Consider the following 20,231-nt stretch of genomic DNA (forward strand, 5'->3'; position numbering starts at 1 on the left):
GGGGCGCAACCATGTCCGTTGATGGTTGTGTGATCGCTTCGACAGGAGAAGGAATGAACGCAATGTTCGACGACTACCTCGACGAACAGGGCCAGATTCGGCTCACGCCGGGTCACACGTTGATCGACTATGTCGACGACCACACGCGCAACAACGCAAGCGAGCTGGTGTACCGCTACGTCGACTACTCGCGTGAACGGGACGGCGAGGCTCACGAGCTGACGTGGGGTCAGTTCGGTCTGCGTCTGCGCGCCGTTGCGGCACGACTGCAGCAGGTGACCGCGCCCGGCGACCGCGTCGCGATCCTCGCGCCGCAGGGCCTCGACTACGTCACGTCCTTCTTCGCCGCGATCCACGCCGGCCGCATCGCGGTCCCGCTGTTCGATCCGGACGAGCCCGGTCACACCGACCGCCTGCACGCGGTCCTCGGCGACTGCGAGCCGGCCGCAATCCTGACGGCTACGTCGTCCGCCGCCGGTGTGCGTCAGTTCTTCCGCTCGCTGCCCGCCGCGAAGCGTCCTCGGATCATCGCCGTGGACGCGATCCCGGACAGCGTCGGCGAGACGTGGACCCGTCCCGACGTCGGCCTCGACGACATCGCCTACCTGCAGTACACGTCGGGCTCCACCCGCACGCCCGCGGGCGTCGAGATCACGCACCGCGGTGTCGCCACCAACGTGCTGCAGATGGTCGACTCCATCGGCCTGAGCGAGCACTCGCGCGGCGTGACGTGGCTGCCGCTCTACCACGACATGGGCCTGCTGACGGTGATCCTGCCCGCGCTGGGCGGCCAGTACATCACGATCATGAGCCCGCGTGCGTTCGTCCAGCGTCCGTACCGCTGGATCAAGGAACTCGCTGCGATCGCGGACGGCGCCGGCACCTACGCGGCCGCGCCCAACTTCGCGTTCGAACACGCCGCGGTCCGCGGTCTGCCCAAGGACGGCGAGCACCTCGACCTGAGCAACGTCATCGGCCTGATCAACGGCAGCGAGCCGGTGACCGTGTCGTCGATGCGCAAGTTCAACGAGGCGTTCGCGCCCTACGGTCTGCCCAAGACCGCGATCAAGCCGTCGTACGGCATGGCCGAGGCCACCCTGTTCGTCTCCACGACGCACCCGGCCGAGGAAGCCAAGGTCATCTACGTCGACCGCGAGGAGCTCAACGCCGGCCGCATGGTCCGCGTCGACCAGGATGCGCCCGGTGCGGTCGCGCAGGTCGCCTGCGGCGCCGTCTCGCGCAGCCAGTGGGCCGCGATCGTCGACCCCGACACCGCGTCGGAGCGCTCCGAGGGTCACGTCGGCGAGATCTGGCTGCACGGCGACAACATCGGTCAGGGCTACTGGGGTCGTGAGCGGGAGACCGCCGAGACCTTCCACAACAAGCTGCTCGAGCGGCTGCCCGCGGGCTCGCACGCCGATGGCGCCCCCGAGGACGCCAACTGGCTGCGCACCGGCGACTACGGCGTCTACGTCGACGACGAGCTGTACATCACCGGTCGCGTCAAGGACCTGGTGATCGTCGACGGTCGCAACCACTACCCGCAGGACCTCGAGTACTCGGCGCAGGAGGCCAGCGCCGCGCTGCGCCCTGGCTTCGTCGCCGCGTTCGCGGTGCCGGCCAACCAGCTGCCGCCGCAGGTGTTCGAGAACTCGCACTCGGGACTGGTGTTCGACCAGGACGACGCGTCCGAGCAACTGGTCATCGTCGCGGAGCGCGCTCCGGGTGCCGGCAAGGCCGACCCGCAGCCCATCGCGGACACCGTCCGCGCCGCCATCTCGTCGCGCCACGGCGTCACCGCACGGGACGTGCTGCTGGTTCCGGCCGGTTCGATTCCGCGTACGTCCAGCGGAAAGCTGGCGCGACGGGCGTGCAAGGCGGCCTACGTCGAGGGGACGCTGCGCGGCGGCCACGTCCAGATGGCATTCCCCGACAGCGTTTCCGACTAGTCCTAACCTGACCGATTGCTTGGTGATTTGATGGCTGAACACGAGATGACGGTCGCGCAGCTGCGCGAATGGCTGCGCAACTGGGTCGCGGAGGCCACCGGGCAACCGGCCTCGGCGATATCCGACGATCGACCGATGGAGGAGTTCGGTCTCTCCTCCCGCGACGCCGTCGCGCTGTCGGGTGAGATCGAGGATCTCGTGGGTGTCACGCTCTCGGCCACGATCGTGTACCAGAATCCGACCATCGCCTCGTTGGCCACACGCATCATCGAGGGCGAGCCGGACACGCCGGAAGACGTCGAGGACCCTTCGTACTACCGCGGCGGCGTCCCGGCCGGGCAGTCCCACGACATCGCGATCGTGGGCCTGTCCACCCGCTTCCCGGGCACCGGGCACACCCCGCAGGAGATGTGGAAGCTGCTGATCGAGGGCCGCGACGCGGTCACCGAGTTGCCCGAGGGCCGGTGGGTCGAGTTCACCGCCGACCCGTACGTGGCGGCGGCCGTCGAGAAGGCCGCCACCAAGGGTGGCTACCTCGACGACGTGCAGGGCTTCGACGCCGAGTTCTTCGCGATGTCGCCGCTCGAGGTCCAGAACGTGGATCCGCAGCAGCGGCTCGCGCTCGAGCTCACCTGGGAGGCGCTCGAGCACGCGCACATCCCGGCGAGCCAGCTCAAGGGCCGCGAGGTCGGCGTGTTCCTGGGCTCGTCGGCGAACGACTACCAGCTGCTGGCGGTGAGCGATCCCGCGTCGGCGCACCCGTACGCGCTGACCGGTACGTCGACGGCGATCGTCGCGAACCGCGTCTCGTACTTCTACGACTTCCGTGGCCCGTCGATCGCGCTCGACACCGCGTGCTCGTCGTCGCTGGTGGCGGTGCACCAGGCGGTGCGCAGCCTGCGTGAGGGCGAGTCGGAGATCGCGCTGGCCGGTGGCGTGAACATGCTGCTCGCGCCGCCCGCGACGCTCGGCTTCGACGAGGGCGGCGTCCTCACCGCCGACGGCAAGATCAAGGCCTTCTCCTCCGATGCGAGCGGCATCGTCCGCGCCGAGGGCGGCGGCATCGTCGTGCTCAAGCGGCTCGAGGACGCCGAGCGGGACGGCGACACGATCCTCGCGGTCATCGCCGGTACCGCCGTCAACCAGGACGGCCGCTCCAACGGTCTGCTCGCGCCCAACCCGGATGCGCAGGCCGACTGCCTGCGCCACGCGTACCGCGACGCGGGCATCGCCCCGTCGGGCGTCGACTACATCGAGGCGCACGGCACCGGCACGATCCTCGGCGACCCGATCGAGGCGGACGCGCTCGGCCGCGTCGTCGGCCGCGGCCGCGACGCCGACAAGCCGGCGCTGCTCGGTTCCGCCAAGACCAACTTCGGTCACCTCGAGGCCGCCGCCGGCGCCGCGGGCCTGATCAAGGTCGTGCTCGCGATGCAGGAGGACGTCATCCCGGCGTCGCTCAACTACGCGGGCCCCAACCCCTACATCCAGTTCGACAAGGCGCACCTGCAGGTCATCCCGGAGGCGACGGCGTGGCCGCGCTACACCGGCAAGGCCGTCGCGGGCGTCTCGGGCTTCGGCTTCGGCGGCACCAACGCGCACGTCGTGCTCCGTGAGTACACCGGGCCGACGCAGGACGTCGACGCCGAGGATGCTCCGATCGATCTCGAGCACGAGAGCACCACGATCGAGGCCGAGGCCGAGCGGATGCTCGCCGACGCCGCCGAGTCCGTCGGCCTGGCCGAGGATGGCACCGAGCTCGCGGAGACCGCGGTGCTGCTGCCGGTGTCGGCGTCGATGCCGTCGCGCCGCCGCCGCGCGGCCGAGGACCTGGCCAACTGGCTCGAGACCGAGGAGGGCAGCCGCACGCCGCTCGCCGACGTCGCGCGCACCCTCGCCAAGCGCAACCATGGCCGCTCCCGTGCCGTGGTCATCGCGAAGAACCACGCGGAGGCGCTCACCGGCCTGCGCGCCGTCGCCGCCGGCAAGCCCGCCCAGGGCGCGCTGACCGCCGACGCGCCCGCAGCGAAGGGCCCGGTCTGGGTGTTTTCGGGCTACGGCTCGCAGCACCGCAAGATGGCCAAGCAGCTGTACCTGGAGAACCCGGTGTTCGCGGCGGCGGTCGACGAGATCGACGCGCTGATCGAGGACGAGGCCGGCTACTCCATGAAGGAGAAGTTCCTCGACGACTCGCTCGACTATGACGTCGAGACGTCGCAGGTCGGCATCTTCACCATCCAGGTCGCGCTGGCGAAGACGCTGCGCCATCACGGCGCCGAGCCGACCGCCCTGGTCGGACACTCGATGGGCGAGGCCGCCGCGGCCTACGTCTCGGGCGGACTGTCGCTCGAGGACGCCGTCCGCGTCATCTGCTCGCGCTCGCGGCTCATGGGCGAGGCCGAGGGGCTGCTCGAGGGCGACGACATCCGCCTGATGGCGCTGGTCGAGTACAGCGCCGCCGAGATCGAGAACGTCCTGCCGGACTTCCCGCACCTCGAGGTCTGCGTCTACGCGGCCCCCACCCACACCGTCATCGGCGGTCCCGAGCCCGAGGTGAACGCGATCGTCGCGCGCGCCGAGGCCGAGGAGAAGCTGGCCCGCGTCCTGCAGACCAAGGGCGCCAGCCACACCTCGCAGGTGGATCCGCTGCTCGGTGAGCTCGCGGCCGAACTGGCCGGCATCGAGCCGCACAAGCTGAAGGTCGGGCAGTACTCGTCCGTCGACCAGGATGCGTTCTACCCGGCCGGGCACGCCCCGATCCATCCGGTCGAGTACTGGACCAAGGGTCTGCGGCACAGCGTGTACTTCACCAACGCCGTGCGGCACGCCGTCGACGCCGGGCACACCACCTTCGTCGAGCTCGCGCCCAACCCGGTGACGCTGATGTCGGTCGCCGCGACCGCGTGGGCGGCCGGTGTCGCCGACACGCAGCTGATCCAGACGCTCAAGCGCAAGGAGGACGAGCCGCTCGGCGTGCTCACTGCCCTCGCGCAGCTGTACGTCCACGGTCACGCCGTCGACCTGCCGTCGCTGCTGCCGACCGGCGCCTACGCCGACCTGCCGCGCACCGCGTTCCTGCGCAAGCGGCACTGGATCGACGCGCGCGTGTCGTCGTCGGGCAACACCCGTGTCCCGGGTGCGCACGTCGCGCTGCCGGACGGCCGCCACGCGTGGGAGATCCAGGCGTCGGCAGTCTCCGGCCTCGGTGTGCTCGTCACCGCGGCCGCGTCGCAGCTGTTCGCGGACGTCGCGCTGATCGGCGCCGTCGCGCACGGTGAGGTGCCGTCGACGGGGACCCTGACCACGACGCTGGTCCCGCACCTCGGTGGTGCGTCGGTGCAGGTGCACGCTAAGAACGGAACGTCGTTCGCGCTGGTGTACGACGCCGTCGTGTCGTCCGGTGAGGCGCTGCCCGAGCCGGTGGTCGCCGCCGTCGCCGCGAAGCCCACGGTGTCCGACGAGGTGTCGACCGAGTCCGCCGAAACGTTCGGGGACCGCTGGGATCCGGCGAGCTCGCAGTCCCTCGAGGACCGTCTGACGCTCATCGTCGCCGAGTCCATGGGCTATGCACCGGAAGATCTGCCTGCCGAGATCCCGCTGATCGAGCTGGGTCTGGACTCGCTGATGGCGGTCCGCATCAAGAACCGTGTCGAGTACGAGTTCGACATCCCGCAGCTGCAGCTGGCGGCGGTGAAGGATGCGAGCCTGCAGGACGTCGCCAAGTACCTGCGCTACGCGGTGGAGAACCGCGAGGAGGTCGCGGCGATGGCCGCGCAGCAGCAGGCCGAGAAGGACGCCGGGGAGCCGGTGTCGGAGGCCGCTGCGCCGGTTGCCGAGCCTGCCGAGGAGGCTCCGGCCGCGTCCGGCGAGGTCGATGTGCCGCCGCGTGATGCGGCCGAGCGTCTGACGTTCGCGTCGTGGGCGGTCGTGACGGGCAAGTCGGCGAAGAGCATCTTCGCGACGCTGCCGATCCTGGACGACGAGGCCGCCGAGAAGCTGGCGGCACGGTTGACCGAGCGTTCCGGCGGCGAGATCACCATCGACGACGTGCTCGACGCCGAGACCATCGAGCAGTTGGCCGAGACGGTGCGTCAGCATCTCGAGGACGGGCTGAAGATCGACGGTCTGGTGCGCACGCTGCGTCCGCGGGCCGAGGGTTCGGATGGCGTGCCGGTGTTCGTGTTCCATCCGGCCGGTGGGTCGACGGTGGCGTACGAGCCGCTGCTCAAGCGGCTGCCCGCGCACACCCCGATGTATGGCCTCGAGCGGGTCGAGGGCCCGATCGACGAGCGTGCCGCGGCATACGTGCCGCTGCTGCGCGAGATCCAGGGCGACGGCCCGTACGTGCTGGCCGGCTGGTCGCTCGGCGGCGTGCTCGCCTACGCGGTCGCCCGCCAACTGCGTGAGCAGGGCGCCGATGTCCGCGTCGTCGGACTGATCGACACCGTCATGGCCGGTGAGAAGGTCGAGGACACCCCCGACGAGATCCGGGCCCGCTGGCAGCGCTACGCGAAGTTCGCGAAGAAGACATACGGTGTGGATGCGCCGCTGCCGTTCGACCGTCTCGCGGAGGCCGGCAGCGACGAGGAGCAGATCGGAATCCTCATGGACCTGCTCAAGCTGAGCGGCGCGAAGATCCCCGGCGGCATCATCGAGCACCAGCGCACGTCGTGGCTCGACAACCGGGCCATCCAGACGGCGGACCTGCAGCAGTACGACGGCGACGTCGTGCTGTACATGGCGGACAAGTACCACGACGACGCGATCAACCTCGAGCCTTCGTTCGGGACGCGTCAGCCCGACGGCGGCTGGGGTGAGGCGGCGAAGAACCTGGAGGTCGTCTACATCGGTGGCGACCACATCCAGATCGTCGACGAGCCCTACATCTCCAAGGTGGGCGCGGACCTGTCGAACAAGCTGGCCGAGATCGAGAAGCGGAGCAACTGAGTGAGCACCACCACCGCAGAAAAGCTTGCGGAACTGCACGAGAAGCTCGAGCTGTCGAAGGCCCCGGGTAACCCCAAGGCGATCCAGAAGCGCAAGGACAAGGGCCTGCCGACGCCGCGCGAGCGCATCGAGATGCTCCTCGACCCGGGCACCTTCGTCGAGATGGGTCAGCTGGCCCGTCAGCCCGGCGACGCGTCCAACCCGTACGGTGACGGCGTCGTCACCGGCCACGGCCTGGTCGACGGCCGTCCGGTTGCGGTGTTCGCGCACGATCAGACCGTCTTCGGCGGTGCAGCCGGCGAGATCTTCGGCCGCAAGGTCGCTGCCGTCAACGACTTCGCCATCAAGATCGGCTGCCCCGTCGTCGGCATCAACGAGTCCGCAGGCGCGCGCATCCAGGACGCCGTGACGTCGCTCGCGTGGTACGCCGAGATGGGTCGTCGCCAGGAGCCGCTGTCGGGCATGTGCCCGCAGATCTCGATCATTCTCGGCAAGTGCGCCGGCGGTGCCGTGTACGCGCCGATCAACACCGACATCGTGATCGCGACCGAAGAGTCGTACATGTTCGTCACCGGTCCGGACGTCATCAAATCCGTCACCGGTGAGGACGTCAGCCTCGACGAGCTGGGCGGCGCCCGCAATCAGGCCGAGTACGGCAACATCCATCACGTTGCGGCCGACGAGAAGGCGGCGTTCGAGTACGCGCGCCAGTACCTCAGCTACATGCCGTCGAGCTGCACCGAGAAGCCTCCGATCATCAACCCGGGCCTCGAGCCGGAGACCACCGAGGACGACCTGTCGCTCGACGCGTTCATGCCCGACGCCGACAACGCCGGCTACGACATGCACGACATCCTCATCAAGATCTTCGACGACGGCGATTTCCTCGAGGTTCGTGGCCAGTCCGCGCAGAACCTCATCACCGGCTTCGCGCGGGTCGACGGCCGCCCGGTCGGCGTCGTCGCGAACCAACCGATGCAGCTGTCGGGCGCGCTCGACGCCGCGGCGTCGGACAAGGGCGCGCACTTCGTGCGGGTCTGCAACGCGTACGACATTCCGCTGGTGTTCGTCGTCGACACCCCGGGCTTCCTGGTGGGCGTGGAGCAGGAGAAGGTCGGCGTCATCAAGCGCGGCGGCCGCTTCCTGTTCGCGTACGTCGAGGCGACCGTCCCGAAGGTGACCGTCGTGGTCCGCAAGGCGTACGGCGGCGCTTACGCGGTGATGGGCTCCAAGCAGCTCGGCGCCGACGTCAACCTGGCCTGGCCCACCGCCCGCATCGCGGTCATGGGCGCCGAGGGCGCGGTCAACCTCATCGGCCGCAAGCAGATCGAGGCCGCCGGCGACAACGCCCCCGCCGTCCGCGCGCAGCTCATCAACTTCTACAACGAGCACGTCGCGACGCCGTACATCGCGGCCGAGCGCGGCTACATCGACGCCGTCATCGAGCCGTCGACCACCCGCCTCGAGATCCGCAAGGCGCTCACCCTGCTCCGCGACAAGACGGTCTTCAAGAACCCGCGCAAGCATCACCTGCTTCCGTTCTGACCCTGTCTTTTGGCCGAATGTCACATGCGTTCAGTTGGATTGAACGCATGTGACATTCGTCCGTTTGCGTTCTAGGCCTTGTTCGTAGGCGGCGACGAGATCGGCGATCACCGTGTGCGGGTCGTGTCGTATCTGCTTGGGCAGGTGGGCCACCACGATGATCCCGTGGCGCTGCATTCTGGCGCGCCGGAGCAGTGTCGCCTCGTGGGCCTGAGCAGTGAAGTGGTGCTTCAGCGAGTCGATCTCCCAGGCGACGGCGACGTCGTCGATCCAGCCGTCCGGGCGTGCGATCCAGGTTCCGTTCGCCGCGACGACGTTCCGGTTGTGCAGCATCGCTGGTAGTCCGGTCGTCGCGTAGAGCTTCTGCGCTTCGATTTCTGCGACCGAGTGCGCGTCGTCCGACAGTTCGCGAACGACCCGACGGGGTAGGGCGCTGCCGCGACAGCTGCCGTTGTCGAGTTCCTCGGCGAGCTCAGCCACCTCGGCGTCGCCGCGTTGGACGGCTCCGATCAGCAGCGCCCGGCAGGTGTCCGGAACAGGGGTGCGCCGGGCCGCGTCGAGCAGGCTGCGCGCGATCGGTGCGATTCGAAGTGTGCCCTTCCGAACGGGAGCAGGCATACGCCATGTCCGTTCGACGGTGACGAACGAGAAGTCCTTGCGGTGCTTCGTCGACGGAATGAGCAGGAGCACATCGCTTTTGCCGGCGGAGTTGTCGTAGCCGTGGATGCCGAGCGCCGCGTGACCGGACAGGACTGCCGAGTCGCCGCCGTAGGTCAGGGCTGCCGTGTTCCGTTGGAGAGTGCTGAGCGGCGCGTTCTGCAGCGCCACCACGCCCGGCAACACCCGCTGCCACGGCCCTCCGCGCCGGCACCGTCCCGAGATTGTCCCGCGCGTCACTCCCGCATCGAGGAGCGTCTGGGTGCGCACGATCCCGTTGGTCGACAACGAGTACAGCCTCGCCGGATCGTCTGCCCATCCTCCGCGTCTCATCTCGCCATGATCGCGGCCCTGCGGACATCTCCGACGGGCTCAGCGACATCTGTGGATAGACATCACCGTTATCCACAACCCTGGCGATGGCCGAATGTCACATGCGTTCAGTCCAACTGAACGCATGTGACATTCGGCCAAAAGGCCCAGGGGCACCTACGGCGCGTACACCCGCATCGTCCCCGGCGACCAGAAGCCGGACCGATTGACCTGCTCGGTGCTGACGTCGGCGGGCTTGGCGTCGGGGTAGTGCCGGTCGTACCGCTCGAGAGAGCCCCAGTCGCGGGCCCAGTCGTTCTTCAGGTACGTCGGGACGGTGGTGGCGCCGGCGAGCATCTCGGTCCAGCCGAGGGGGCCGCCGTTCTCGAGGGACTGCCAGGTGTCGGTGGAGCTGACGGCGAGTGGCCGGTCCGGCAGGATCCGGTAGTTCGGCATCTCGGCGATCCCGTTCAGGTGGTCGAACGGACGCTGGCAGGGGAACTGCAGGCCGACGGCCCAGTCGAGCAGGACGGGCTGCTCGCTGCCGACGACGCTGTTGAGCGACTCCAGCTTCGGCACGCGCGGCGGCGTGAAGGCGAACCACTGGTCGCCGGTGAGGTTGGGGTCGGCGGCGTTGATCCGCACGACGTCGGTGTCGGCGGGTAGCGCGTCGAGAGGGATCCGCAGGTTGCGCCAGGACGGGGCGGGGCCGATGTCGCGGGGCAGGTAGGTGCCCTGGATGTCGACGCTGCCGTCGGGCTGGCGCTTGCCGTATTCGAGGTTGAGCGGCTGACCGTAGGTGGGCTTGCCGGTGTCGTCGACGGACCAGATGCGTCCGGCGGCGGAGATCACGATCAGCGGGGCGTCGTCGCTGCGTTCGGGCAGCGCGTACCAGCTGGAGACGACGGACGCCTGCTGCTGGACGCCTTCCTGGTAGCTGCCGAGCACGGGGGTGCGCGCGGGGTCGAGGCCGAACGGCAGTTTGACGGTGCTGCCGTTGACGCCGCGGGCGCCCTGGCCGCCGTCGGTGCCGGAGCCGGACCCGGTCTCGAACGTGGGGCCGACGCTCTGGTTGTCGGTGTTGCCCATGCCGGCCTTGACCTCGACGTAGTCGGCGGTGAGGTCGCCGGGCACGCCGTTGGGGGTGAAGCCGACAGGCTTGCTGCCGGCGAGGGGGTCGGCGGGGTCGGCGAGCGGGTTCTTCGGATCGGGGACCGGGCTGAGCGCGCCGGCGTTGGGATCCTGCTCGACGAGGACGTCTTGCGCGAGGCCGCACGTCTTGCCGGTGATGGCGTCGATGTTGGACCGGCCGATCGAGTACGCGGGGTACTGCGACACCGCACCCTTGAGCAGCGACAGCACCTCGAACAGCACCATCAGGCCGGCGACGACGGTCAGCGGGGCGGCCGCGAACTTGCGGATCCGTCGGCCCTTGGCGCTGTTGGCCTTCTCCGGCGGGGGAGCGTAGCCCTCACGCAGGTACTGCCACGCGATCAGCGCGAGCGACAGCCCGAACAGGACCAGGAACACGGTGTTCGATTCGCGGCCACCGAGCGAGACGGTCTTGTCGAACCACGGCACGCCGTAGCTGGAGACGTACCAGTAGCCGTTGATGCCGGAGAACGACAGCGCCAGCACGAACAGCAGCCCGGCCAGGAAGACGGTGCGGTTGCGCCGCGACCGCAGCGCGCTGGCCGATACGACGACGGCTGTCAGCGCGGCCAGCGATCCGGCGATGCCCGCGTACGCCCCGAAGTGGTGGGTCCACTTCGTGGGGTTGAACATCATGAAGAAGATCGTTCCGAACACGATGCCCATCAGTCGCCACGACGGTCCGGATGCGACGCCGGGGATGCCCTTGCGGCGCAGGAACACGAACAGCACCGTGAACAGGCACAGCAGCATCGTCAGGAACGCGAAGCGGCGGGCCAGCGAGCCGTCGGTGGTGGGGACGAACAGGTAGTAGTAGCGCAGGAAGTCCTGGTACCACTCGAGGTTCGGGCCGATGATCGTGCGGACGCGGGTAGCCTCCATGACGGTGGCGAACGTCTGGTCGGCGAAGACGACGACGAGGACGAGGGTGCCGGCCGCCGCGAGCGGCAGCAGCTGGGAGAGCGTGCCGATCTGCTTGTGGCGTCGGACGATCAGACGGGTGATCGGGCGCAGGCCCACGAGCAGTGCGGCGATGCACATCAGGCCGGTCGGCGCGGCCGCGAGGGTGAACGCGCCGATGAGGGCGGCGATCGCGGCGGGCAGCAGGCGGCCGGTGGCGATGGCCCGTTCGATCGAGCACCAGGTCAGCAGCGCGCCGACGGCGACGATCGGTTCGGGGCGCAGGCCGTTGTTGTAGGGCAGCCAGAACGCGAGGAACACCAGGCCACCGGTCCACAGCGCCACGGAGTTGTGCCGCACGGCGCGACCGAGGCGCGGCACGACCTCGCGGCTGATCACCATCCAGCACAGGATCGCGGCGATCAGCGCGGGCAGACGCATCCACGGGCTGGCGGTGCTCACCTTCGCGAACGCGGCCAGGACGTCGTAGTACCAGCCGAACGGGGCCTCGGGGACACCGAACCAGCGGAAGTAGTTGGCCATGTAGCCCGAATGTTCGGATGCGCGGGCCATGGTGAGCAGGTAGCCGTCGTCGGAGGTGTTGGCGCCGAAGAAGTGCCAGCCGACGAGAGTGCCGACGACGACGGCATCGACGCCGGTGACCTTCCACCATCGGGTGGGCAGGAAGCGGCGCGAACGGCGGCCGTCGACGCCGTCGAGGCGGTGCAGCGCCACCAGCGAGACGAGCGTCGCGAGCGCCGCGCCGATCATCGCGACGAGCTTGATCACGGTCGGGCTCGACGAGAACCGCGAGTCGACGTCCATCATGAAGGTCATGCCGGGGACGGACTTGCCGTCGAGGTCGGTGAAGATGCCGACCACCTGTGGGCGGTAGTCGTTGATCAGCTGGCCGGCGAGGGGCTTGCCGTCGTCGTTGGTGAGGCCGACGAACTCGGCGGTGGTCTTCCCCACGTCGGAGGTGATGACGATGTCCGAGCACCGCCCGGACTCGACGTCCGAACGCGGCGCCGACGCGACGATCACGTTGCGGTCGAGGACGTCGACGGTCTCCTGCGAGACGCGCACGAACATCGCGTTGACCGCGGCTTTCGTACCCTGCGGGGGTGCGGTGGCCAGCAGCATGCCGCCTTCGGCGGGCAGGTCGGCGACGGCCCGGCAGGGGATGGTCGCCGACAGCGACACCGGCACCTGCGATACCAGCGGTGCCTCGACGTTGGCGGCGACCGAGCTGTCGGGCCACGACACCGTCGCCGCCGTCTGCTTGACCGGCAGGAACGGCGTCGCCAGCGCCAGCAGGACACCGATGAGTCCGGTGACGACGGCGAGCAGCCGTGCCTTGCGGTAGTCCGCGTCGCGGGCTGTCGAAGCCGGGGGCGGAGCGCTGGCTTCGGGACCGGGCGCGGGGGCTGTCACAACGTCTGGCACGGTTGTCGATCGTAGGCGAGATGTTTCCGTTACCTAAACGAGGCCGACGGCTCTCAGCTGCTTCACAGCCTGGTCACGCGGGCGGTGTGTTCCGGATCGGACCGGGCGACCACACGCCGGATCTGGTCGTTTGTTCGACGTCGACGGTCGCGGGCTGCGCCGACGGGTCGATCGGCGTGAACTTCTCCAGCGAGCCCCAGTCCCGACGCCAGTCGTCGGCCAGGTAGGTGGGGATGGTCTGGGCGTTCAGCAGCAGCGGGGTCCAGCCGAGCGGGCCGCCGCCGATGGCGTCCTGCCATGCGTTGGTGGCCACGGCGCCGACGCGGTCGGGGAGGATCCGGTACTCGGGGACCTCGGCGACACCGTCCTGATGGTCGAACGGCCGCTGGCACGGGAACGCCAGGCCCACCGACCAGTCCAGCAGCACGGGTGCGCTGCTGCCGACCACGGTCTGCAGTGTCTGCATGTGCGGGACGCGCGGCGGGGTCACCGCGAGCCACTGATCGGGCGCGAGCCCGGTGTCGGAGGCGACCAGGCGGACGGCGTTCGCGTCGGCGGGCAGCTGGTCGAGCGGCACCCGCAGGTTCCGCCACGACGGTGCCGGGCCGATGTCGATCGGCGCGATGCGGCCGCCGACGTCGATGTTGCCGTCGGCGGTGCGGGTGCCGTACTCGACCTCGAGCAGCCCGCCCTCGGTGACGATGCCGTCGGCGTCGACCGAGTGGATGCGTCCGGCGGCGGCGATCGACAGGATCGGGGCGTCGTCACTGCGTTCGGGCAGCCCGTACCAGCCGGTGACCAGGTCGGCGCGCTGCTGCGCGCCGGTCCGGTAGCTGCCGAGCACCGGTGTGGTGGCCGGGTTCAGACCGAACGGCAACGAGACGCTGCTGCCGTTGACGCCGGCGGTGGTCTCGGTGCCGCCGCTCGTGCCGGCGCGGGTGCGCGTCTGCGACTGGGACTGGGACTGGGAATTCGCATCGGTGCCGGTGTCGACGCTGTTGGCGCCGCCGGTTGTGACGTTCTCCTTGTCGGCGGTCAGGTCGCCGGCCACGCCGTTCGGGGTGAAGCCGGTCGACTCGGTGGCGCCGAACGCGGCGGCACCCGCTGTGTCGGTCGGCGGGTTCACCAGCTTCAGCGTCGACGCGTTCGGGTCGTCCTCGACGAGTACGAAGTCGGCGAGCGCACACGTGTTGCCGGTCAGCGAGCGCAGATTCGACTGCGCGATCGAGTACGCCGGGTACTGCGCGACGGCGCCCTTGAGTAGCGAGAGCACCTCGAACAGCACGACGGCGGCCGCGGCGAGCGTGAGCGGCGCGGGCGACCAGCGTCGGATCCGGGCCAGACGGCCGCCGTTGTTCGCCGGTCGATCCTTCTCGTACGGCGCGCGGATGTGGAACCACGCCGCCAGCAGCAGCGCGAGGACGGTGAGCCCGAGCAGGGCGGTGGAGAAGCCCTTGCCGGCGATGGACGGCGGCTTGTCCCACCACGGGACGCCGTAGCTCGAGACGTACCACCAGCCGTTGGAACCGGTGAACGAGAGCGCCAGGATGAACAGCACGCCGGCCGCGAACAGGGTCCGGTTGCGCTTGGACCGCAGGCTGGCGCCGGCCACCGCGACGGCGGCGAGCGCCGCCGCCGAGCCCGCGAGGCCCGCGTACACGCCGAAGTGGTGGGTCCACTTGGTCGGCGTGAAGCTCATCAGGAGCAGCGAGGCGAAGATGATGCCGAGGATTCGGCGGGACGGCCCCTGCGAGGTGCCGGGGATGCGGCCGCCGCGACGCAGCACCATCATCACGCAGACCACCAGGCACAGCAGCATGACGAAGACGCCGAAGCGGCGGGCCAGCGAGCCGTCGGGGGAGATGTTGAGCAGGGCGTCCCAGCGCACGCGCTCGTCGAACCACGGGACGTTGGGGCCGACGGCGGTGCGGACGCGGGTGGCCTCGAGGACCGAGGCGAGGGTCTGGTCGGCGAACACCGCGACCAGCACGATGGCGCCGGACGCCAGGATCGGCGCGACCTGTCCGACGACGCCGACCTTCCGGTGCCGGCGCACGACGGTCTGCACGATCGAGCGGGCACCGGCGATGAGCGCGGCGATCGCGATCATGCCGGACGGGCCGGCGGCCAGGGAGAACGCGGCGATCAGCACGGCGACCGCGGCCGGCAGCACGCGTCCGGTGGCGATGGCCCGTTCGATCGAGCACCACGTCAGCAGCGCGCCCAGCGCGATGATCGGTTCGGGGCGCAGGCCGTTGTTGAACGGCAGCCAGAACGCGAGGAACACCAGTCCGGCGGTCCACATGGCGACGCTGCTGCGACGCACCGCGATGCCCAGCCGCGGGATCACCTCGCGGCTGATGATCATCCAGCAGAGGATGCCGGCGATCAGCGCGGGCAGCCGCATCCACATGCTCGCGGTGCTCACCTTCGCGAACAGCACCAGCACGTCGTAGTACCAGCCGAACGGGGCCTCGGGGACGCCGAACCAGCGGAAGTAGTTGGCCATGTAGCCGGCGTGCTCGGAGACGCGCGCCATGTTGAGTAGGTAGCCGTCGTCGGAGGTGTTGGCGCCGACGACGTGCCACAGCAGCAGGCCGCCGATGACGACGGCGTCGATGCCGGTGAACCTCCACCAGCGGGCCGGCAGGAAGCGTCGTGCCCGGCGGCCGTCGACGCTGTCGAGGCGGTGCAACGCGACCAGGGAGATGATCGTCGCGAGCACCGCGACGATCATCGCGACCAGCTTGATCAGGGTGGGGGTCGACGAGAACCGGGAGTCGAGGTCGGCGCGCACGTCCAGGCCCGGAGGCGGGGTGCCCTGCAGGTCGGAGAAGATGCCGACCATCTGCGGTCGGACGTCCCCGGTGACGGTGGTGGCCTGCTGGTCGGGCAGTCCGGCGACGGCCGCGGTGGTGCCCTGCGCGTCCGACGTCACGACGATCTGGGTGCAGCCCTGCAGGTCGCTGAGCGGCAGCGACAGCAGTGCCGTGTCGCGCAGGACGGCCTTCAGTCGTGCGGGCTCGGTGTCCGACGCGGCCTCGACCTTGATCACCAGGCCGTCGGCCTCGGCGCGCCCGGCCTGCGGGGGAGCGGTCGCGACGAGCGCGCCGCCCTTGTCGGCGAGCTGCCCGACGGCGGTGCACGGGATCGTCACGTGCAGCTGCTGCGGCGTGTACGACACGAGCGGTGCTTCGACGCTGGTGAGGCTGCCGTTCTGGGGCCAGCTCACCGAGGAGGCGTCCTGCTTCACCGGTAGGAACGGTGTCGCGATCGCGAGGATCGCGCCGAGCAGGCCGCTGACGATGGCGACGAGGCGGGCGATCCGCACGTCGGTCGCGGAGGCGCGTTCGGCGGCCGGGGCTGGGGCAGTCAGGACGTCGGGCACGTTGTTCGACTCTAGGTGAGCGGCTCGATCAGGTCAGATTCCGCACGTCCCAGACCCAGACGCCGTCGACGCGCTGTCCGGTCACGCCGAGGAGCCGGTCGACGGTGGCGCGCAGGATCTGGTCGTTCTTGCCGGGCGGCAGCACGACGACGTCGGCGTTCCAGAACCGCAGGTCCGCGAGCGCGGTGGCGCGGGTGGCGTCGTCGATGGCCGGGACCTCACCGGTGTTCTGCGTCTTGCCGAGCAGCATCGCGGTAGGGCGGTCGTCGGGGCCGTACTTGCCCTCGTCCTCGGGTCCGGCGGGGCCGACGAAGTAGCCGCCGGCGATCGGATACCCGAACTTCTGTCCGACCTGCCACTGCAGCGCCTTGGCGTCCTCGGGGCGCGGCAGCGGGACGGTGACGACGGATCCGTCGGACACGTACGAGCGCCACGTCCCGTCGGCGAAGAACGCGGGCACCGGCGCGCGGTGCGCGACGGGTGCGGGCGCGGGGGCCAGCGGCAGCAGCGAGACGGCCAGCCAGCCCAGCCACAGCAGCGTCGTGGACCGCTGTCCGGCCCGTCCGGCCGAGATCGCGCGATCGGTGCCGAGCGCGAGCAGGATGGCGATGGCCGGGATGCAGCCCATCGCGAAGCGGGACTCGAGCACGGATTCGAGTAGCGGCAGCTTCGCGAACCACGACCACGGCAGCGTGATCCCGGTGGCGTTGTGCGCGACGGACAGCTCGACGCCCATGGACAGGACGGCCATGACGGCAACCGTCGCGGCCGCGGCGCGTGCGACCCGAACGCGCCACAGCCACCCGGCGGTCATCGCGACGAGCAGCAGCAGCGGCCAGCCGAAGAACGCGTTCTCCTCGGTGGCGTTCATGGACAGCCCCACGGCCGATCCCGGATCGCCGGCGAGCGACTGCGACGGGAAGCGGGTGAACGCGTTGACGTCGTTGCCGACCGGGCCGTGCTCGATGGAGTGGTAGCTCTGCGGTCCGAGGAACTGCCACCACAGTGGGACGGCGACGATCGCGAGGGTGACCACACCGGCCACGCACAGGCCCTTGAACCCCCGTCGGGCGGCGGCGATTGCCTGGCCGGGCCGCGATGCGCCATAGGCGATTCCGAAGACCGCGAACGCGATCGAGTAGATCAGCAGCGGCTCTTCGCCGAGGAAGATCTGGTAGGCGACGGCCAGGCCGAGCAGCATGCCGTTGCGCACAGGGCGCTCACCACTGCCGAGGCGGATCACCAGCAGGGCGATGAACGGCAGCATGAACAGCGACACGAAGTTGGGGTGACCGTTGGTGTGCGAGATCATCGCGGGAGCGAAGCCGCAGAACACGCCGCCCACTGCGGCCGCGAACTTCGACGTGACCAGATGCCGGGACAGCACCCAGTACCACGCGGTCGCGGTGCCGGACAGCCCGAGCGTGAGCGCGAGCGTGAATGTCACTGTGGGCCCGAACAGCAACGTGATCGGCGCGAGTGGGACGCTCACGCCGAACATCGCGGTGTTGGCCATCAGGTTCACGCCGAGCGGGTAGTTCTGCAGCGTGCTCGACAGCGGATTCTCGAGATTCGCGAGCGAGTGGGCGGTGTCCGCGAAGAACCATTCCCACATCGTCTGGTCCTGGCCGCTCGTGACCAGGTAGCCGTTGCCCAGGTTCCTCCACTGGCGACCCAGCACGAACAGCGCGAGGGCGACGAACGACGCCGTGGCGACGACGTCGGCCGGGGTGACCCGGATCCGGCGCGCCCGCGTCGGCGCCGCGGTCGTCGTGGTGGTCACGGGATTCCCGTCGACCAGGTTCAGCGTTTCGCTCACGCATCGCCCCCTTCCGCGTCGCAGGACGGTGGGGCGTGGCGCCGCGCAGCCGTCGGTTGGCCGGAGGCGAGAATACCGCAGCTAACTGGGGACTACCTGTGAGAAGAGACCGTTATGGAATGGGGAGCGGGCATAGCGGACGAGCTGATCCGGTCGATCCGGACATCCGCGCCACCCTCCACAATGTGCAACTTAGGGGTTGCACTATCAGCAATCACCTGCAATGCTGTGGTTGCAGATAAGTCTCGACGAAGGAGGGAACCGATGGACGAGTTGGATCGAATCGAGCGGGAGATCGCGATCGACGCCCCCGCGGCGCGAGTGTGGAAGCTCGTGAGCGAGCCGGGTTGGTACGTCAACGACAAGCAGATCGTCCCGCACCGCATCGAGCGCCGCGGGGACCTGCACGTCGTGCATGACCCCACCCACGGCACGTTCGCGTTCGCGACCGTGGAGTTGGACGAACCTCGCTATGCCGCCTTCCGGTGGCTCACCGACGCCGACGCGCCGGACGGGCCGTCGACGTTGGTGGAGTTCCGGATCGAGGAGACCTCACCCGCGAGCGTCGTGCTGAAGGTCATCGAGAGCGGATTCGCGTCGCTACCCGAGAGCGCGGAGGATCGTCGCAGCCGGTACGACAACCACCTCGGTGGCTGGCAGATCGAGATGGCGCTCGCGAAGGGGCACGTGGAGGAGGCGGTGGATGCGGTCGGGTGAATCCCTCGACCCGCCGGTTGTCTTCGCGGCCCTCGCCGACGACACCCGCTGGAACATCCTGCTCCGGCTGGGGCGGTCGTCGGCATCGGCGTCGTCGCTCGCCCGCGAGCTCCCGGTTTCGCGGCAGGCGATCGCGAAGCACCTCGCGGTGCTGCAGGAAGTGGGACTCGTGGAGGCCGAACGTGACGGCCGGGAGGTGCGTTTCGTCGCCGTCGGCGCGCGGTTGAGCGAGGCGGCCGGTCAGCTCGAGCGGATCGCCGCCGGCTGGGACCGCCGCCTGGAGCGCATCAAGATGCGCGCCGAGGCGCCCGATCCGGACTGACCTCGTCGGGGTCGAGGGCCGCGGCGATCTCGTCGAGGGAGATGTCGAGGACGCGCGCGACGGCGGTGATCGTGAAGAACGCCGGCGTCGCGATGCGTCCCGTCTCGATCTTGCGGAGGGTCTCCACGGAGATGCCCGCGTCGAGCGCCACCTGCACCATGCTCGCCTCGCCGCGCGCAGATCGCAGCAGCTCACCGAGTCGCTGCCCGCGTTCGAGTTCCTCCGCTGTCAACGGCACACGCACCATGGTGCCTATAGTAATACCGGTATAGTTATTCGAACCGGAGGAGCGGTGCAGTGGTCGAACTCAAGACCGAATCGGAGATCCAGGGGATGCGGGCGGCGGGCAGGGTCGTCGCCGACGCCCTCACGGCCGCGCGCGACCACGCGCGGGTGGGGGTGAGTCTGCGCGAGCTCGACGCCGTCGCCGCCCGCACCATCGCCGACGCCGGTGCGGAGCCGCTGTTTCTGAACTACCGACCGAACTGGGCTCCGACCCCGTTCCCCGGGGTCATCTGCACGTCCGTGAACGATGCTGTCGTGCACGGCATTCCCTCGGACTACCGACTGCGTGACGGCGACCTGGTGAGCATCGACGGCGGCGCGAAGCTGAAGGGCTGGTGTGGCGACTCGGCCGTCAGCTTCGTCGTCGGCGCCGCCGATCCCGCCGACGAGGCGCTCGTCGCGGCCGCCGACGAGGCCCTCCGCCTCGGTATCGAGGCCGCCCGGGTCGGGAACCGTCTCGGCGACATCGGTGCCGCGATCGGTCGGTACGTCCGCAGGAGTGGCTTCGGGCTGCTCGCCGATCACGGCGGTCACGGCATCGGCCGCGTCATGCACGAGAGTCCGGACGTGCCCAACGAGGCCCGCGCCGGCAAGGGCATGCGACTGCGCCCCGGTCTCGTCCTCGCGATCGAACCGATGCTCATCGCCGACGGCACCGACGACTACCGCCACGACGCCGACGGTTGGACGCTGCGGACCGTGAGCGGCGCCCGCGCCGCGCACAGCGAGCACACCGTCGCGATCACCGACAACGGCCCGGTGGTGCTCACGGCGCGGCACTAGGCTGCTCGT

11 protein-coding genes are annotated in these 20,231 nt (G+C 69.7%); 6 read left to right on the forward strand and 5 right to left on the reverse strand.

Translation table 11 applies throughout. The features are described 5' to 3' along the window. The first annotated feature begins 53 nt into the window (after positions 1-53). The 3 genes from fadD32 to ACQ5DX_RS24835 are packed head-to-tail and all read left to right on the forward strand — an operon-like array spanning position 54 to position 8,441. Positions 54-1,949 (forward strand): long-chain-fatty-acid--AMP ligase FadD32, encoded by a 1,896-nt coding sequence (gene fadD32, locus ACQ5DX_RS24825; RefSeq protein WP_430335131.1) that lies wholly within the window; start codon positions 54-56, stop codon positions 1,947-1,949. A gap of 45 nt (positions 1,950-1,994) precedes the next feature. Then, entirely contained in the window at positions 1,995-6,896 is a 4,902-nt protein-coding gene (gene pks13 / locus ACQ5DX_RS24830) for a polyketide synthase Pks13 (protein ID WP_430335791.1), read from the forward strand. Next, positions 6,897-8,441: an acyl-CoA carboxylase subunit beta gene (locus ACQ5DX_RS24835; protein WP_430335132.1), complete on the forward strand. Its 1,545-nt coding sequence runs from the start codon at positions 6,897-6,899 to the stop codon at positions 8,439-8,441. A 30-nt stretch (positions 8,442-8,471) separates the two neighbouring features. Here the strand turns inward: ACQ5DX_RS24835 and ACQ5DX_RS24840 are convergent, their stop codons facing one another. The 4 genes from ACQ5DX_RS24840 to ACQ5DX_RS24855 form a co-directional block, all read right to left on the reverse strand. Beyond that, on the reverse strand, positions 8,472-9,431 hold the full coding sequence (locus ACQ5DX_RS24840) for a hypothetical protein (protein WP_430335133.1): 960 nt from the start codon (positions 9,429-9,431) through the stop codon (positions 8,472-8,474). A gap of 156 nt (positions 9,432-9,587) precedes the next feature. Then, a complete protein-coding gene (locus ACQ5DX_RS24845) occupies positions 9,588-12,908 on the reverse strand; it encodes an arabinosyltransferase domain-containing protein (RefSeq protein ID WP_430335134.1) in 3,321 nt (1,106 codons plus the stop codon). A 73-nt stretch (positions 12,909-12,981) separates the two neighbouring features. Continuing rightward, positions 12,982-16,296 (reverse strand): arabinosyltransferase domain-containing protein, encoded by a 3,315-nt coding sequence (locus ACQ5DX_RS24850; protein ID WP_430335135.1) that lies wholly within the window; start codon positions 16,294-16,296, stop codon positions 12,982-12,984. A gap of 28 nt (positions 16,297-16,324) precedes the next feature. Then, positions 16,325-18,115: a glycosyl transferase gene (locus ACQ5DX_RS24855; RefSeq protein WP_430335136.1), complete on the reverse strand. Its 1,791-nt coding sequence runs from the start codon at positions 18,113-18,115 to the stop codon at positions 16,325-16,327. Positions 18,116-18,379: 264 nt separating this feature from the next. On the opposite strand from ACQ5DX_RS24855, the gene ACQ5DX_RS24860 reads away from it, so the two are divergent. Both ACQ5DX_RS24860 and ACQ5DX_RS24865 read left to right on the forward strand, forming a co-directional pair. Then, positions 18,380-18,832 (forward strand): ATPase, encoded by a 453-nt coding sequence (locus tag ACQ5DX_RS24860; RefSeq protein ID WP_430335137.1) that lies wholly within the window; start codon positions 18,380-18,382, stop codon positions 18,830-18,832. Continuing rightward, the gene (locus tag ACQ5DX_RS24865; RefSeq protein ID WP_430335138.1) at positions 18,819-19,154 is read left to right on the forward strand and encodes an ArsR/SmtB family transcription factor; all 336 of its coding nucleotides are present in this window, start codon (positions 18,819-18,821) and stop codon (positions 19,152-19,154) included. Before ACQ5DX_RS24860 ends, ACQ5DX_RS24865 begins: the two co-directional genes overlap by 14 nt. Here the strand turns inward: ACQ5DX_RS24865 and ACQ5DX_RS24870 are convergent. Beyond that, positions 19,120-19,401, reverse strand: coding sequence for a helix-turn-helix domain-containing protein (locus ACQ5DX_RS24870; protein ID WP_430335139.1), 282 nt, complete (start codon positions 19,399-19,401; stop codon positions 19,120-19,122). The two genes, ACQ5DX_RS24865 and ACQ5DX_RS24870, sit on opposite strands and share 35 nt — an antisense overlap. Positions 19,402-19,451: 50 nt before the next feature. On the opposite strand from ACQ5DX_RS24870, the gene map reads away from it, so the two are divergent. After that, on the forward strand, positions 19,452-20,222 hold the full coding sequence (gene map / locus ACQ5DX_RS24875) for a type I methionyl aminopeptidase (RefSeq protein ID WP_430335140.1): 771 nt from the start codon (positions 19,452-19,454) through the stop codon (positions 20,220-20,222). Positions 20,223-20,231: the final 9 nt, after the last annotated feature.

Origin of the sequence: Rhodococcus sp. ACT016, from assembly GCF_050477185.1 — a bacterium.
Classification (GTDB): Bacteria; Actinomycetota; Actinomycetes; order Mycobacteriales; family Mycobacteriaceae; genus Prescottella.